This is a genomic window from Geobacter grbiciae, assembly GCF_018531165.1.
GTDB classification, from domain to species: Bacteria; Desulfobacterota; Desulfuromonadia; order Geobacterales; family Geobacteraceae; genus Geobacter; species Geobacter metallireducens.
On record NZ_JAHDIW010000006.1, the window covers coordinates 119172 to 133774 of the forward strand.

Annotated in this window: 16 protein-coding genes; 2 read left to right on the plus strand and 14 right to left on the minus strand. The window is 56.9% G+C overall.

From position 1 onward, the window contains the following. Positions 1 to 138 precede the first annotated feature (138 nt). Positions 139 to 1227: an NAD(P)H-dependent flavin oxidoreductase gene (locus KJB29_RS09655; protein ID WP_215734401.1), complete on the minus strand. Its 1089-nt coding sequence runs from the start codon at positions 1225 to 1227 to the stop codon at positions 139 to 141. Positions 1228 to 1357: 130 nt separating this feature from the next. Between KJB29_RS09655 and KJB29_RS09660 the strand changes: the two genes are divergently transcribed. Both KJB29_RS09660 and KJB29_RS09665 read left to right on the plus strand, forming a co-directional pair. Continuing rightward, positions 1358 to 2314, plus strand: a complete 957-nt coding sequence (locus KJB29_RS09660; protein ID WP_215734402.1) for a sensor histidine kinase — start codon at positions 1358 to 1360, stop codon at positions 2312 to 2314. After that, positions 2311 to 3033: a response regulator transcription factor gene (locus KJB29_RS09665; protein WP_215734403.1), complete on the plus strand. Its 723-nt coding sequence runs from the start codon at positions 2311 to 2313 to the stop codon at positions 3031 to 3033. The genes KJB29_RS09660 and KJB29_RS09665 overlap by 4 nt, the downstream gene beginning before the upstream one ends. Positions 3034 to 3123: 90 nt before the next feature. Here KJB29_RS09665 and metK read toward each other — a convergent pair whose 3' ends face one another. From metK to KJB29_RS09730, 13 genes are all read right to left on the minus strand, one after another. After that, positions 3124 to 4287, minus strand: coding sequence for a methionine adenosyltransferase (gene metK, locus KJB29_RS09670; RefSeq protein ID WP_215734404.1), 1164 nt, complete (start codon positions 4285 to 4287; stop codon positions 3124 to 3126). Between the two features lie 108 nt (positions 4288 to 4395). Further along, positions 4396 to 6162: a phosphoenolpyruvate--protein phosphotransferase gene (ptsP, locus tag KJB29_RS09675; protein WP_215734405.1), complete on the minus strand. Its 1767-nt coding sequence runs from the start codon at positions 6160 to 6162 to the stop codon at positions 4396 to 4398. Beyond that, positions 6143 to 6409, minus strand: coding sequence for an HPr family phosphocarrier protein (locus KJB29_RS09680; RefSeq protein WP_215734406.1), 267 nt, complete (start codon positions 6407 to 6409; stop codon positions 6143 to 6145). The genes ptsP and KJB29_RS09680 overlap by 20 nt, the downstream gene beginning before the upstream one ends. Before the next feature lie 21 nt (positions 6410 to 6430). Continuing rightward, positions 6431 to 6823: a PTS sugar transporter subunit IIA gene (locus tag KJB29_RS09685; RefSeq protein ID WP_214187064.1), complete on the minus strand. Its 393-nt coding sequence runs from the start codon at positions 6821 to 6823 to the stop codon at positions 6431 to 6433. A gap of 4 nt (positions 6824 to 6827) precedes the next feature. Beyond that, positions 6828 to 7685 carry an RNase adapter RapZ gene (gene rapZ / locus KJB29_RS09690; RefSeq protein WP_215734407.1) on the minus strand — a complete coding sequence of 286 codons (858 nt, stop codon included), beginning with the start codon at positions 7683 to 7685 and terminating at the stop codon, positions 6828 to 6830. Between the two features lie 3 nt (positions 7686 to 7688). Continuing rightward, the gene (gene hprK / locus KJB29_RS09695; RefSeq protein ID WP_215734408.1) at positions 7689 to 8648 is read right to left on the minus strand and encodes an HPr(Ser) kinase/phosphatase; all 960 of its coding nucleotides are present in this window, start codon (positions 8646 to 8648) and stop codon (positions 7689 to 7691) included. Between the two features lie 82 nt (positions 8649 to 8730). Next, on the minus strand, positions 8731 to 9276 hold the full coding sequence (gene hpf, locus KJB29_RS09700) for a ribosome hibernation-promoting factor, HPF/YfiA family (RefSeq protein ID WP_215734409.1): 546 nt from the start codon (positions 9274 to 9276) through the stop codon (positions 8731 to 8733). A 119-nt stretch (positions 9277 to 9395) separates the two neighbouring features. Continuing rightward, a complete protein-coding gene (rpoN, locus tag KJB29_RS09705; protein WP_215734410.1) occupies positions 9396 to 10844 on the minus strand; it encodes an RNA polymerase factor sigma-54 in 1449 nt (482 codons plus the stop codon). A gap of 94 nt (positions 10845 to 10938) precedes the next feature. Continuing rightward, positions 10939 to 11679, minus strand: a complete 741-nt coding sequence (lptB, locus tag KJB29_RS09710; protein WP_215734411.1) for an LPS export ABC transporter ATP-binding protein — start codon at positions 11677 to 11679, stop codon at positions 10939 to 10941. After that, positions 11660 to 12169, minus strand: coding sequence for a lipopolysaccharide transport periplasmic protein LptA (lptA, locus tag KJB29_RS09715; RefSeq protein ID WP_004512085.1), 510 nt, complete (start codon positions 12167 to 12169; stop codon positions 11660 to 11662). The genes lptB and lptA overlap by 20 nt, the downstream gene beginning before the upstream one ends. A gap of 1 nt (position 12170) precedes the next feature. After that, positions 12171 to 12746, minus strand: coding sequence for an LPS export ABC transporter periplasmic protein LptC (gene lptC / locus KJB29_RS09720; RefSeq protein ID WP_215734412.1), 576 nt, complete (start codon positions 12744 to 12746; stop codon positions 12171 to 12173). Positions 12747 to 13101: 355 nt separating this feature from the next. Beyond that, positions 13102 to 13617 carry a KdsC family phosphatase gene (locus tag KJB29_RS09725; protein ID WP_215734413.1) on the minus strand — a complete coding sequence of 172 codons (516 nt, stop codon included), beginning with the start codon at positions 13615 to 13617 and terminating at the stop codon, positions 13102 to 13104. Next, on the minus strand, positions 13617 to 14582 hold the full coding sequence (locus KJB29_RS09730) for a KpsF/GutQ family sugar-phosphate isomerase (RefSeq protein WP_004512089.1): 966 nt from the start codon (positions 14580 to 14582) through the stop codon (positions 13617 to 13619). The genes KJB29_RS09725 and KJB29_RS09730 overlap by 1 nt, the downstream gene beginning before the upstream one ends. Between the last annotated feature and the right edge of the window lie 21 nt (positions 14583 to 14603).

Genomic DNA, 14603 nt, shown 5'->3' on the forward strand with positions numbered 1-14603 from the left:
TTATTTTGGTATCACAGCAACAGGCAAAGGAGTTTTATAGCATTTGTGGCACAACAGGGTCAAAGTCGAATTGCCGTTTTCACAAAAAAAAGGGGCACCTGTTGGCACCCCCACTATCTCCTTGGCTAACAAACTGCCTCAAGCGGCCTTTTCAGCCTGACTGGCCTCCTCCGCGAAAAGCTCGTCGAAGATTTCCTGAACGGTGGTGATGCGGTCGGCCTTCCAGGCGTTGGTGCCGCAGAAGACGAGTCCCGACTCCACATCCCCCTGTTGGGCCCGGTCGAGGGCGTTCACGATGCAGAAGCGCTCGCCCGTTTCCTTGTAGGAGCACTTCTTGAGGCAGCCGTTGTTGCACTCGCTGGAATTGATCTGGTCGTAGAGGGCGATCCCCTCCTGGTTGCTGAGAATGGCCCGTCCCGGAAGCCCCGCCGGGCTCATGATGAGGCCAATATCCTCCTTGCGGCAATCGAGGTACATCTGCTTGTAGGCGTCTTCGGCATCGCACTCAACCGTCGGCACAAAGCGACTCGCCATCTGGACGCCATCGGCCCCTTCAGCAAGAGCATGGAGGACATCGGCGCGGTCCCAAATACCCCCTGCGGCGATGATCGGTATCTCTTTACCGTATTCGGAGCGGAAGAATTCCTTTATGGCGCGGATGGTGCCGTACTGGTCATAGTCACCGGTGCCGATGTTTTCCAGCTTTTCACCCAGATGGCCGCCGGCGGTGTCTGGGTCTTCCACAACAACCGCATCGGGAAGGCGGCCGTATCCTTTATCCCACTTTTTGGCGATGAGTTGAGCAGCACGGAGCGATGACACGATCGGCACGATAGCCACATCCGGGGCATGGGCGGTAAGGCCGGGAAGCGTCATGGGAAGACCCGCCCCGCAGACTATCACCTTGGCGCCGCCGTCAATGGCGGCCCGAACGAGATCTTCATAGTCGGAAAGGGCTACCATGATGTTTACGCCGATGACCCCGTCGGGAGCCACCTCATAGGCCTTGCGCAGCTCCTGCCGCAGCGCCTCGGGATTGGACTGGAGGTAGTTGGAACCGGTGTAGAGGCCGCTGTTGAGAGTGATGCCGGCAGTGGCCACGAGCCCCACGCCGCCGCATTTGGCCACATGGCCGGCAAGCCGCCATCCCGATATGCGAACTCCCATCCCCCCCTGTATGAGCGGATATTTCACTTCATACTTGCCGATTTTAAGCGGTCCTGCCATGTTCCTCACCCCCTGCCGGTGTTGTTTGTATGATGGTTACCATAGCAGAGCCGCGGGCGGAACATGTGTAATACTTTTGTAAAACGAAATACCCTTGCAAACACAACAGTGGGGTGCTACACAAAACACCATGAAGTGGCTGAAGAGACTCGTCAATCCCCTCATGGCCCTGATCGGCATCCAGGTTGTCTGGGGGCTCCTGGTTTTTTTCTGGATCACCTGGTTCGTGGGTCGCCACAAGGAGTTCCGGGAACTGGCCGAACGCTACCGCCCCGAACTCCTGGGCCGCGGCTTCGACTGGGCGGTGCTCGTGGAGGGGATCGTACTCCTCGTCATCATACTGGTGGGGGTCTACGTCATCTTCATATACTGGCGCCGCCAGTCGAACCTGAACCTGGAGCAAAAGGACTTTATCTCCCAGGCAACCCACGAGCTCAAGTCTCCCTTGGCCTCCATCAAGCTCCACCTGGAGACAATCCGTCTCCGCAAACCTCCACCCGACAAGCTGGAACGGTTCCTTGACACCATGCTCGTGGACATCGACCGGCTCGACAACCTCACCAGCAATATCCTGATGGTCGCCAAGCTTGAACAGCGACGCCGTGCCTCCCAGTACCCGGTGGTGGATTTTTCCGCCCTGGTGACCCGGTACATGGACCAGCAACGCCACGTTCTCCCCGAAGGGGGAAACGTGATCCTCGACATTGAAAAAGGGATTTCGGCGGCCATCGATGTGGAGGGAATGGAAACGGTCCTGCGCAACCTGTTCGAGAATGCGATCCTGTACAGTATCGGTGCCCCGGAGATCCGCGTCGCGCTGAAACGGCAGGCGAACCGCTGCATCCTCTCCTTCCAGGACAACGGCAAAGGGATAGACCGGAAAGATCTTAATAATGTTTTCAGGAAGTTCTATCGCATCCGGAGCAGCGGCGAGGCAATCCGGGGGACCGGCCTCGGCCTCTGGATCGTCAAGTCAGTGGTAAAGGAACACGCCGGAACCGTAACCGCAATGAGCGCGGGAACCGGGAAGGGGACCACTTTCACCATCAGCCTCACCCTCCCCCGCCGCAAGGGGGGAACCCCATGACCGAAGAAAAACCCCACATCCTCCTGGTGGAAGACGAGATGCACCTGGCCCGGGGGATATGTTTCAACCTCGAAATGGAAGGATACCGGGTAAGCCACGTGGAGAGCGGCGAAGAAGCCCTGGAGCGCCTTGCCTACGACCGCTTCGCCCTCATCATTCTCGACGTCATGCTCCCGGGGATGGACGGATTCGCCGTCTGCGAACGGATCCGCGCCATGGACAGCCGCGTGCCGGTTCTTATTCTGACCGCCCGTTCCGATGAGGGGGCACGGATCACGGGGCTCCAAAGCGGCGCCGACGACTACCTCACCAAGCCTTTCAGCCTGAACGAGTTTCTCTTGAGGGTCGGCGGAATGCTGCGGCGCTCCTCCTGGTACCGGCCGGAACCGGTGGAGGAAGCCTACCGGTTCGGCGACAACGAGGTGTTCCTTCTCTCCTATCACGCCCGGACCGCCCAGGGCGAAATCGATCTGACGGAACTGGAGGTGAAGATGCTCTCCCTCTTCTTCCAGCGGGAGGGAGAGGCCATCAGCCGCCGGGAGATCCTTGAAAACGTCTGGGGATACACCTCCGACACCGAAACCCGGACCCTCGACAACTTCATCGTGCGGCTCCGGAAATACTTCGAGCCGAACCCGGCTAGGCCGATCTACTTTCATACCGTTCGGGGACTGGGATACCGCTTCAGCAGAAGGGCCGGGACCGGGAACAACGCATAGACGGGTACGGGAATCGGGAAAGCAAAAGGCCGGAAGGTATATCCTCCCGGCCTTTTGCTTTTTCTGGTCCCCGGTCCCTGGTCCCAGCCTTTATGCTTTCTGGCGGATCATATCCACCTTGTCGGTCCGCTCCCAGGTAAACTCGGGCAGCTCGCGGCCAAAGTGACCGTAAGCGGCGGTCTTGCAATAAATGGGGCGAAGAAGGTCCAGCTGCTCGATGATGGCGCGGGGCCGCAGGTCGAAGACCTCGCGGACGATCTCGGCAATCCGCTTGGAGGAGATCTTACCCGTGCCGGCAGTGTCGACCATGACCGAAACCGGCTCGGCAACGCCGATGGCATAGGCTACCTGAACCTCGCACTTCTCGCACAGGCCGGCGGCTACCAGGTTCTTGGCAACGTAACGCCCCATGTAGGCGGCGGAGCGGTCCACCTTCGAGGGGTCCTTGCCTGAGAAGGCGCCGCCGCCATGGGCACCATGGCCGCCGTAGCTGTCGACGATGATCTTGCGTCCGGTCAGGCCGCAGTCACCCATGGGACCGCCGACGACGAAGCGGCCGGTGGGGTTTATGAGCATGCGGGTCCGTTCGTCCATGAGGTTGGCCGGGATAATCTTCTTCACGACCTCCTCGATGATCCCTTCCTTGATGGTTTCGTAGGAAACCTCCGGCGTATGCTGGGATGAGATGACAACCGTGTCAACCCGCACCGGCTTGTCGTTTACATATTCAATGGAAACCTGGGACTTGGAGTCGGGACGGAGGAAGTCCAGCACCCCGTTCTTGCGCACTTCGGCCAGCTTCTGGGTCAGCTTGTGGGCATAGGTGATGGACATCGGCATGAGCTCGGGGGTTTCGGTGCAGGCATAGCCGAACATGAGCCCCTGGTCGCCGGCCCCCTGCTCCTTGAACATCCCCTCTCCCTCCGTGACCCCCTGGGAGATGTCAGGGGACTGTTTGTCAATGGAAACGAGCACCGCGCAGGTTTCCCAGTCGAACCCCATGGCCGAGTCGTTGTAGCCGATCTCCCGGATGGTCTCGCGGACAACCTTCGGATAGTCCACCACGGCACTCGTGGTAATCTCCCCGGCAATAACCGCCATACCGGTAGTTACCAGGGTTTCGCAGGCAACGCGGGCCCTGGGATCTTGTGCAAGAATCGCATCAAGAATGGAATCCGACACCTGATCCGCGACCTTGTCGGGATGCCCCTCGGAAACCGATTCGGAGGTAAAAATATAGTCCTTCATCTCCATCGCTGATCGTTCCTCCTCGCTGGTGAAAATGGTCTGCTCAATGATTTGCAAAGATGTGAATTGTATAAGCTGACGACAACGGATGTCAAGGAAGAAAACTGAAAGGAATCAGTCGAAACTCTCGGAAAACCGCGCGGAAATCTCGCTGTTCAGGAAGGCCTCCACTTCGGCTGCGGTAGAAAAAGTGAAGGCCCGGGAGACGAGCAACTGGGCGTCAGCCTTGACGGCCCGGCGCAGGACTTTCTTGACTCGCGGAATCGACACGCCGGTCATGGACAGTTCATCAAACCCCAAACCGAGGAGTATGGGAAGATAGCGTGACTCGCCCGCCACCTCGCCACACATGCAGGCGCGGATTCCGGCGGCATGGGCCGCATCGACCACCGTCCGGAGAGATCGGAGAACAGCGGGGTGCATAGGTTGATAGAGGTGCGCCAGATGCTCATTGGTTCGGTCGATGGCCAACGAGTACTGGATGAGGTCATTGGTGCCGACGCTGAAGAAATCCACCTCCCGGGCAAGAATGTCGGCAACAAGCACAGCCGACGGAATCTCGATCATGATGCCAACCTCAATGGCGTTGTCGAAGGGAACTCCTTCAGCACGGAGCTCGTTTTTCGCTTCCTCCAGAATCGCCTTGGCGGCGCGCACTTCCTCTACCCCCGAAATCATCGGGAAGAATATCCGGATTTTTCCCCGTACGCTGGCGCGCAGAATTGCCCGCAACTGGGTCTTGAAGACCTCGGGTTTACGGAGGGACAGACGAATGGCGCGCAGTCCCAGGGCCGGGTTCATCTCGTCTTCCAGATGGAGGTCGGTGGCGAGTTTATCGCCCCCCACGTCGAGGGTGCGAATGGTTATCGGCAGAGGTGCCATTGCTTCGACGATTGCGGAGTAGGCCAAGTATTGCTCTTCTTCGTCGGGAAGTCCCTGGCGGTTCATGTAAAGCATCTCGGTCCGGTAAAGACCGATCCCCTCACCTCCGTGACCCTTGAGCGTTGGGATCTCCTCGGCAAACTCAATGTTACCCATGAGTGAAATCCGATGGCCGTCTATGGTCTCGGCAGGGAGATCCCGCAGTTTAAGAAATTCCTGCTCCAGATAGTCGTAACGTTGCTTGCGCCGCAGGTAATCGCGAAAGGTATCCTGGTCGGGATTGACGACCACCGTCCCGTCAGTGCCATCGATGATTATCGGCAGTCCGTCGATGTCTTCGCCGGTAATCGTTTCAAGGCCTACGACTGCAGGAATTTCCAGTGCCCTCGCCAGTATGGCGGTGTGTGATGTTCGTCCCCCCAGATCAGTTATGAAGCCGATAACGTTGTTCTTGTCGATCTGGAGAATGTCGGTTGGAGAGAGGTCGTGGGCGACGATGACGATCTTGCCACCGTCAATGGAGCCGATGCACTCCTGTCGTTTTCCCACCATGGCGCGCATGATACGCTCGACGACGGTTTCTACATCACCGGCCCGTTCGCGCAGATACTCATCTTCAATGGCGGAAAAGAATTCTTTGAACTTTAGAAGGTTACGCTTGAGGGCAGCTTCGGCGTTGATCTTATCGCCGGCAATCAGATCGAGGGTGCCACGGGTCAGCATCCCGTCTTCAAGGATCAGAAGGTGGCTATCGACAACATAGAGGTGTTCCGGACCGCGGCTTGACGCCAGATGCTCCTTGACAGCAAGGAGTTCTTCCCGGGCATCCTGGAGCGCTGCGAGGAAGCGTGCGCACTCCAACTCCACCTCTTCGTCGCCGATGGAAACCTCGGTGACAGCCACACGGCTGCGGTCGGTCAAGCGCGCCGTGCCGATGGCAATGCCGGCCGAGGCTTCTATTCCGCGATAAATCCTCGTTTCATTCCTCGCCGAATCCATTGGTTATAAGCTCTCCGAGGGCGGCCATCGCTTCCGCCTCGTCCTCCCCCTCGATTTTTACCCTGATAAGTGTTCCCTTGGCCGCGGCCAGCATCATGATCCCCATGATGCTCTTGCCGTTCACTTCGATCCCCTCTCGCGCAATCTTTATGTCAGAGCGAAAACGGCTTGCCGTCTTGACAAAAAGGGCCGAGGCCCGTGCGTGGAGACCGAGTTTGTTGATGATGGTGAATTCCTGGTCGAGCATTTCAGTCCCTGTAGTTCCCGGTTATTTCAGATAATCTCCGGCCACGGCGATACTCTCGCGGCCGCACTCCTTGAGGGACGTGGCCAGTTCGGCAACAGCTATCCGGTCCCGCTCGGCAGCAAACTTGATGACCATCGGCAGATTCACGCCAGTCAACACCTCGATGCGGTCGGCCTCGAGGAAGGAAAGACTCATATTCGACGGCGTCCCGCCAAACATGTCCGTCATGATAAGCGCACCGTCCACGGAAACACGTTTCACGGCCTCTGCGATGCGCTCCATGATCGCATCGGCCTGATCTCCCGGCCGGATTCCGACGGTTTCGGCGGACTCAATGGGTCCTACGATCATCTCGGCCCCCCTGAGGAGTTCCTCAGCAAGGCCGGCATGGGTAACGAGCACCAATCCAATCATCTTTTCATCCCTTTTCCATATCCCTGTGGCTCACCTTCACCGCAATGCCTGCGCGGTCGAAGAATCGGCGGAGCTCTTCAACAAGGGCGACGGAACGGTGTCTGCCGCCGGTGCAGCCGATGGAGATTGTAAGATACGATTTTCCTTCCCGCTGATAGGCAGGAAGAAGGTATTCGAGAAGCCCCTCGAACCGGGCAAGAAACTGGGCAGTCTCGGGTTTTTCAAGAACAAAGTTCCGGACGCCGGGGTCCAGCCCCGACAAGGGTTTGAGCTCCGGCACGAAATGCGGGTTGGATAGGAAACGGACATCCATAACCAGATCTGATTCCAGGGGAATCCCGTACCGGTAGCCGAACGACTGGAGATGGATCGTCATCCTCCGGGCACCGGCCTCTCCCTTCACCCGTGCCAGCACCATCTCTTTGAGCTGATGGACGTTCAGCTCCGACGTGTCGATAACGAGGGTGGCAAGGCGTCGAAGCCCTGACAATTGCTCGCGTTCATAACGAATCCCTTCGGGGACCGAGCCACTCTCCAAGGCAGGATGGCGCCGGCGGGTCTCGGAGAAGCGCCGGATCAGAACTTCGTCGGTTGCATCGAAAAAGATGATCTCAATGGTGTGTCCGGCATCATCAATCTCCTGGAAGATCTTCTCGAAACCCTTGAGAAAATCCCTCCCCCGGATGTCCATGACCAAAGCCACCCCCGGCACCGTCTCCTGGGCTTTGTTGACCAGGTCGATGATCGTCGGGAAGAGCTGAACCGGAAGATTGTCGATGCAGAAAAAACCCTCATCCTCCAGAACTCGAACCGCCGTCGACTTGCCCGAACCGGACAGACCGGAGATTACCAGAACGCGCATCGGCTACTCCACCTCATCCCCAAGAGGACGGTTTTCCATCCGAGCCAGGAGCTTCTCCTGGAACTCCCGGGCCGAGTGGTAACCCATTCCCTTGAGGAGATGGTTGCGGGCGGCCACCTCGATGATGGAGGTAAGGTTGCGTCCGGGTCTGACGGGAATCTTGATGTAGGGGAGCTCCAGATCGAGAATGGTATATACTTCGTCGTCGAGGCCGAGACGGTCATATTCTTGTTGAGGGTCCCACTCAACCAGCTCAATCACCATTTCAATGATCTTTTTTTCACGGATAGAGGAGACGCCGAAAAGGTTCTTGATGTTGAGGACGCCAAGCCCCCTGATTTCGATGTGATACTGAATTGCCTCAGCAGCCTGTCCAACAAGGGCTGCCGGCATCTTCTTCTTCACGAACACCACGTCGTCTGCCACGAGGCGGTGACCACGTATGACCAAGTCAAGAGCGCACTCACTCTTGCCGATGCCGCTTTTCCCCAGCAGCAGAACGCCCACGCCGAGAACGTCCACAAGCACACCATGGATATGGGTCGTGGGGAGAAGCCGCTCCTCAAGAAACTTTGTAATGAGCGAGATAAAAGTTGACGACTGAAGTGGCGTCACCAGCAGGGGGATTGCTTCGCGTTCGGCCGCATCCTTGAGGAACTGGGGCGGATCAAGCCCCTTGGTGACGATGATGCAGGAAATAGGGTATTCGCAGAACTTGTCGACGAAAATCGTAGCAAGTTCCTCGTGGAGCTGGCGCAAGTAGGATATTTCGGTATTCCCGAGCACCTGTACCCGGTCCGGATGGAGGTGGTCGGTGTACCCGGTGAGGGCCAGGCCCGGCTTCTGAATGCGAGAGCTGAACACACGATGACCGACCCCTCCCCTTCCCGCAATGAGGGAGAGGTCGAGACCGTACTCCGTGTCATTGAGGAGGTCTTCGATTGAGAGGCTGATGGTGTTCAACTGCTGATCTCCCTCCACGCCGCAAGGCAAAGGGAAGGACGCCGCGCACGCGAATCAAATCAGCGGCGCGGCGCATCCTTCTTTATTTGCGCGCCGGCTCTATGAGACCGTAGTTTCCGTCCTTGCGACGGTAGACGACATTGATGACTTCGGTGGTGGAATCGGTGAAAACGAGGAAGTCCTTGTGGAGGAGATCCATCTGCATAACCGCCTCCTCGACGGACATCGGCTTGATGGTTATGGTCTTGCTGCGGACAATAACCGGCTCTTGCTGCTGGTCGATACTCTCGGCAGTAAGGATGGTCTTCTGCACTTCGAGGGCTCGATTGTCGACGGCCGGCTTGTGGTTCTTAAGGCGCTCCTTATACCGCCGGAGCTGGCGCTCGATCTTGTCCACGACAGCGTCAATGGCAGCGTACATGTCGTTGGTTTCTTCGGCGGCCTTGATGGTGACTCCCTTTGCGGTCAGGGTCACCTCGGCCATGTGGCGGATTTTCTCCACGGTGAGGAAGACCTGTGCGGTAATGGGTTCGTCAATATATTTCTTAACCCTTTCCAGTTTTTCGGCAGCGTAGCCCTTGAGGGCATCGCTCTGCTCCATGTGCCTGAACGTTGTGGTAATTTGCATAACTTCCTCCTTGCGGTAGATGCGTTTCGGGTCACCTGCTCCTTAATTCTCTTAAATCACGAAAATGCAAACCTTCAACCCGAAACGTCGAAAGAAAATAATATACGGCGCGCAACGGCTCAGAAATGCCGCTTGCGCTCCGAAGACGAGCCTATTCTCAGCATCTCACGGTACTTGGTGACCGTGCGCCGGGCGATGTTGATGCTGTGGGCCGACAGAAGATCGGCGATGCGCTGGTCGCTGTAAGGCTTACGGGGATCCTCGGCCCCGACGATTTCCTTGATCTTGTTCTTGACACTCTCGGAGGCGATGAAATCACCCTCTCCCGTGGAAATGCCGCTGTTGAAGAAATACTTCATTTCGAAGAGCCCCTGGGGGGTCTGCATGTACTTGTTGGTGGTGACGCGGCTGATGGTCGACTCGTGCATGCCGATGTCCTCAGCAACATCGCGGAGCACAAGGGGTCGGAGATATTCAATACCCTTGTCGAGGAAGTCACGCTGAAATTTGGCGATACTCTTTGCCACCTTGTAAATGGTCCGCTGGCGCTGGTGAATGCTCTTAATGAGCCACATGGCCGAACGGACCTTGTCGTTGATATATTCCTCGGCCTTGGCATCCACCTGACCGCTCGCCTTTGCTTCTCCCGCGTAGTAGGGGCTGATCCGGAGGCTGGGAAGTCCCTCGTCGTTCAGCACCACCACGTAATCCTCTCCGATCTTGTAAACGAAAATGTCGGCGGAAATATAGTGGACGTCCTCGGAGCCATAGACCCGCCCCGGCTTGGGATCGAACCCGGCAATGATCCGCGCCCCCATGAGGACATCGTTGATGTCGATCCCGAGGGCCTTGGCAATCTGCTTGTATTTGCGGGCTTCAAGGTCGTGGAGGTGATGACGCAGGATCCCCTCCACGACGCTACCCCCCATTCCAAGCTGTTCCACCTGAATAAGAAGGCACTCCCTAAGGTCCCGCGCACCAACCCCCATGGGGTCGAATTCCTGAACCTTTTTGAGGCATGTCTCGACAAGGGCTTCGTCAACGCCCTGCGATCGCGCAATTTCCTCCACTGTGGCACGGAAATAGCCGTCTTCATCGATATTGCCTATAATCTCGGCACCCACCGCCGTCTCCACGTCAGAAAACCGGGTGAGGCTCAACTGCCACATGAGGTGATCACCGAGCGTGCCCTTGCGGGTCAGAACATTTTCGTAGGAGGGGCGATCTTCGTCGTCGTAATACTGCTCGCCCGCGCTGAAATTATAACCTTCGAGATAGCTGTCCCAGTCGGTTTCGCGCAGCGTCTCCTCGCCCGCTTTCACCTCCTGGAACTCCTTGTCCTCACTAGAAGGTGTCTCTTCCTTTTCGGACTGCTCCAACTGGTCCTGCTCTTTGGGTTCCTCCAGTTCGAGGGTTTCCTCAAGGACCGGATTCTCCTCCATTTCCTGACGGACAAGATCCTGAAGCTCAAGCCGTGAGAGCTGTAGAAGCTTGATGGCCTGCTGCAACTGGGGAGTCATCACCAGTTGCTGGGTCAGCTTCATCTGTTGACGCATTTCAATGGCCATAGCTGGAACACCCTAGAAACAGTTTCATGCTGCAGGATCAGAAACGCCCGCCCCGTGACGCCTGAGGCGTAGCTCACCATGGATACAGAAACGATTAAAGTCTGAATTTTTCTCCCAGATAAATCTCCCGGGCCTGCTTGCTTCCGGCAATTTTGACCGGATCACCATACTCTATCACTTCGCCGGCGCTCATGATGTAGGCGTTATCGCATACACCGAGGGTCTCTCTCACGTTGTGGTCAGAGATCAATATCCCTATTCCCCGCGCCTTCAGTTCAGTAATGATCCCCTGAATATCGATCACCGCAATGGGATCGATCCCGGCAAAAGGTTCGTCGAGAAGAATAAAAAGGGGATCCGTGGCCAGTGCCCGTGCTATCTCGACCCGCCGACGCTCCCCACCGGAGAGGGCGTATCCCTTGCTTTTTGCTATATGACTAATCTTGAACTCGCCGATAAGCTCCGCAGCTCGATCACGCCGTTCAGATGACGAAAGATCCATAGTCTCCAGCACGGCCAGTATGTTTTCTTCCACCGTAAGTTTACGGAAAACTGATGGTTCTTGAGGGAGATAGCTGATCCCCATGCGCGCACGCTGATACATGGGAAGAGCGGTAATCTCTTCGTCGCCGATAAAGACCTGCCCCCCATCCGGTCGGCAGAGCCCCACAACCATGTAAAACGTGGTGGTCTTTCCAGCGCCGTTGGGTCCCAGCAGCCCCACCACCTCGCCGGTGGCAACCCGCAGGTCAACCCCATTCACGACGACACGCTTGCCGAATCCCTTCCGGAGGCCATGCGCCTGCAAAACCATATCAGCGCTGTTGGCCGCCATCCTTCCCCTTTTCCTTTGGCGTAATGACCGCCTCTACCCTTGTGTCCGGACCGCCCGTGACAATGCTTTTCTCTTCGTCTACAAAGTAGGTGATGACTTTGCCGGACACCGTATTCTCACCTTGAAAAACCTTGGGGTCGCCGGTCAGAACGATCTTCTGCTCGGCACTCTGGTAGACCCCGTCGCGAGCCGTGGCGAGGCGATCTCCCTGGACGATCCGCACGTTGCCCGATGCTTCAACTCTGTCGAGATCACCACCATCAGCCTTGTAGTGGACAACCAGCTTGTCTGCGTAGATCGTCAGATCACCTTGGCGAGCGATGACTTTGCCGGTGAACGTTGCCGTATTATGCCTGCTGTCCGTGGACAGTTCATTGGACTTAATGGTAATAGGCTGCCCTTGCCGCCCCCCCTTTGGGAGTTGTGCGGAATGCGCGGTCCCCAGTGATACCACCACGAGGAAAAGCAGCACCGTGAGCATTCGTTTCATATTATCCCTTTTTCCCCGGCGCGACAGTCGCGGTTACGTCTCTCAAAATCCTCACCTGACGCGTCTTTACGGATAGTTCCATTCCCACGCCAGAGACGCTCATCCCACCATCGGTAAACCTTACCCTGTCATCGGTCACCACGAGGGAGCGGTTCGACTGGTAGGATGCCCGCCCCGTGGTAAACTCCATGCCGGATTCACTCTTTGCCACGACGTTTCCGGTAAGCGCCACATTTTTCGCGGCATTGAAGTAATCGGCCTGATCTGAAACAAGAGTTATCTCGCCGCTCTTGCCTCTCTCATGAAGCACCAGACGCACATCTGTCAACCTCGTAACGTCCCGCGCCTTGTCGTATTCACCCTTGCCCGCGTAGAGGTCCCACTGCCTGACACCATCCTTGGTTTCAGTGTAATGAATCTTGCTGAGGGATATCTCCACATTGCGAGGGAGGGCCGGCAACCCCTCATCTTTCTTGCCACCCGCCCCAAGCTTAAACGCCAGAGAAACGGCAATATAGAGAGTAGCAAGAACAATGACAGAGGCAAGAATATGCCTGATTTTATTGGGTTTTACCATATATTTTGCCGAAGTATACCATCTCGCCCAATCACTGTAAAGGAGATTCTAGATGTCAAGGAGAAATTTGGCACGGAGATTGAAAGATTGCATTACTCTCGCCACAAACTGGGCAAATACCGTTATGTTATGGGGAAAATGGACCGAAGACGTTCCACAACTCTCTCTTTCTGAGTTGAACATGGTCATCCTCTGCATATACAGAGCTTATCGGGAAAAGTGCTATCCGCCTTAACAGAAATTTACAGAAACCTTGAGTATGGGCTGATGTAATTTTCGTAAGCCGCGAATTGGGTGCGTAACCAGCAGGAGGGAGTTGATGGGTGGAATGAACCTTAGGCGAGAAAGCTGAGTATCAACTAAAATAACGGGCTGTTATCTCATCCCACTTCCCCTGCCCCCTGAGCAGCAGATCACAGACTTCGCGAACGGCTCCCCAGCCACCACGATTGCGGGTGGTGAAGTGGACATGAGGAAAAACCTCCTCCACGGCATCGGCCGGAGCCGCCGCAAAGCCGACCCGGCGCAACACCGGGATATCGATGACATCATCTCCCACGAAGGCAACCTGATCATCGGTGAATCCGGTTTTTCCCAGAATCTCCCGGTACGGGGTTAGTTTGTCGAGGGACTTTTGGTAGACAAGAGAAATCCCCAGTTCCGCAGCCCGGTTAGACACGACCACCGACCCGCGGCCCGAAATGATTCCCACCTCAATCCCTGCCCTCTGAACCATTTTGATACCATGACCATCCTTGACGTTGAAGAATTTGCTCTCAATTCCGTTGGAATCGAAGATAATCCGACCGTCGGTCATGACGCCGTCCACATCGAGGAGAAGAAGCCGTATTTTGCTGAGACGCTCTTTCATCAGGCCAGCCCCGCTTTAAGGAGGTCATGCAGGTGGATGACTCCAACCGGTTGCGCATCGTCGTCACCCTCAAAGACAAACAGTGAAGTAATGGAATACTGCTCCATCCGCTGAAGGGCTTTGGCAGCCAGTTCACCACGCTTGATCCGCTTGGGGTTGCGGCTCATGAGCTCGCCGGCCGGCAACTCCAAAACCGCGAGCCCCTTGCTGAGCGCCCGGCGGAGGTCGCCGTCGGTAATTACCCCCAGAAGCGCCCCGCTCCCGTCTACTACCCCGGTGACGCCGAGCCCCTTGGAGCTGATCACGAACAGCGCATCCCGCATGGGTGTATCGGACGTAACGATCGGCACGGCATCGCCCGCGTGCATCAGATCCCCCACCGTGAGAAGGAGCTTCTTGCCGAGGGAGCCCCCGGGATGAAACAGTGCGAAATCCTCGGGACGGAATCCACGCTCGAGCAGAAGCGCCACGGCAAGGGCGTCACCCATGGCCAAGGTGGCCGTCGTGGAAGCGGTAGGCGCCAGCCCCAGGGGACATGCCTCCTCCTTGACCGATATATCGAGAAATACGTCACCGGCCTTTGCCAGGGACGACTTCGGATTACCGGACATGGAGATCAGGGAAGCACCGAGCCGCTTGATGATGGGAAGGATTCGCACCACCTCGTCGGTCTCGCCGCTGTTGGAGATGGCGATCACCACATCACCCTTCATGATCATCCCCAGGTCGCCGTGGATTCCCTCGGCGGGATGGAGAAAGAAGGCGGGAGTGCCGGTGGAGGCCATGGTGGAGGCAATCTTCTGGCCGATAAGGCCCGATTTCCCCATACCGGTCACCACCACCCTCCCCTTGGTTGAAAGGATGCGGCGAACGGCCTGCTCAAATTCGCCATTGATGGAATCCGCAAGGGCCATGAGGGCGTCCGCTTCAATGCGGATGACTTTGCGTGCTTCTTCGATAATCATCTGAAATCCGTGATCGAGGAC

Excerpts from the sequence above, each read along its gene's own strand:
- KJB29_RS09655 (WP_215734401.1), bottom strand. The coding sequence starts at position 1,227 with ATGGCAGGACCGCTTAAAATCGGCAAGTATGAAGTGAAATATCCGCTC.
- KJB29_RS09660 (WP_215734402.1), top strand. The coding sequence starts at position 1,358 with ATGAAGTGGCTGAAGAGACTCGTCAATCCCCTCATGGCCCTGATCGGC.
- KJB29_RS09665 (WP_215734403.1), top strand. The coding sequence starts at position 2,311 with ATGACCGAAGAAAAACCCCACATCCTCCTGGTGGAAGACGAGATGCAC.
- metK (WP_215734404.1), bottom strand. The coding sequence starts at position 4,287 with ATGGAGATGAAGGACTATATTTTTACCTCCGAATCGGTTTCCGAGGGG.
- ptsP (WP_215734405.1), bottom strand. The coding sequence starts at position 6,162 with ATGGATTCGGCGAGGAATGAAACGAGGATTTATCGCGGAATAGAAGCC.
- KJB29_RS09680 (WP_215734406.1), bottom strand. The coding sequence starts at position 6,409 with ATGCTCGACCAGGAATTCACCATCATCAACAAACTCGGTCTCCACGCA.
- KJB29_RS09685 (WP_214187064.1), bottom strand. The coding sequence starts at position 6,823 with ATGATTGGATTGGTGCTCGTTACCCATGCCGGCCTTGCTGAGGAACTC.
- rapZ (WP_215734407.1), bottom strand. The coding sequence starts at position 7,685 with ATGCGCGTTCTGGTAATCTCCGGTCTGTCCGGTTCGGGCAAGTCGACG.
- hpf (WP_215734409.1), bottom strand. The coding sequence starts at position 9,276 with ATGCAAATTACCACAACGTTCAGGCACATGGAGCAGAGCGATGCCCTC.
- rpoN (WP_215734410.1), bottom strand. The coding sequence starts at position 10,844 with ATGGCCATTGAAATGCGTCAACAGATGAAGCTGACCCAGCAACTGGTG.
- lptB (WP_215734411.1), bottom strand. The coding sequence starts at position 11,679 with ATGGCGGCCAACAGCGCTGATATGGTTTTGCAGGCGCATGGCCTCCGG.
- lptA (WP_004512085.1), bottom strand. The coding sequence starts at position 12,169 with ATGAAACGAATGCTCACGGTGCTGCTTTTCCTCGTGGTGGTATCACTG.
- lptC (WP_215734412.1), bottom strand. The coding sequence starts at position 12,746 with ATGGTAAAACCCAATAAAATCAGGCATATTCTTGCCTCTGTCATTGTT.
- KJB29_RS09725 (WP_215734413.1), bottom strand. The coding sequence starts at position 13,617 with ATGAAAGAGCGTCTCAGCAAAATACGGCTTCTTCTCCTCGATGTGGAC.
- KJB29_RS09730 (WP_004512089.1), bottom strand. The coding sequence starts at position 14,582 with ATGATTATCGAAGAAGCACGCAAAGTCATCCGCATTGAAGCGGACGCC.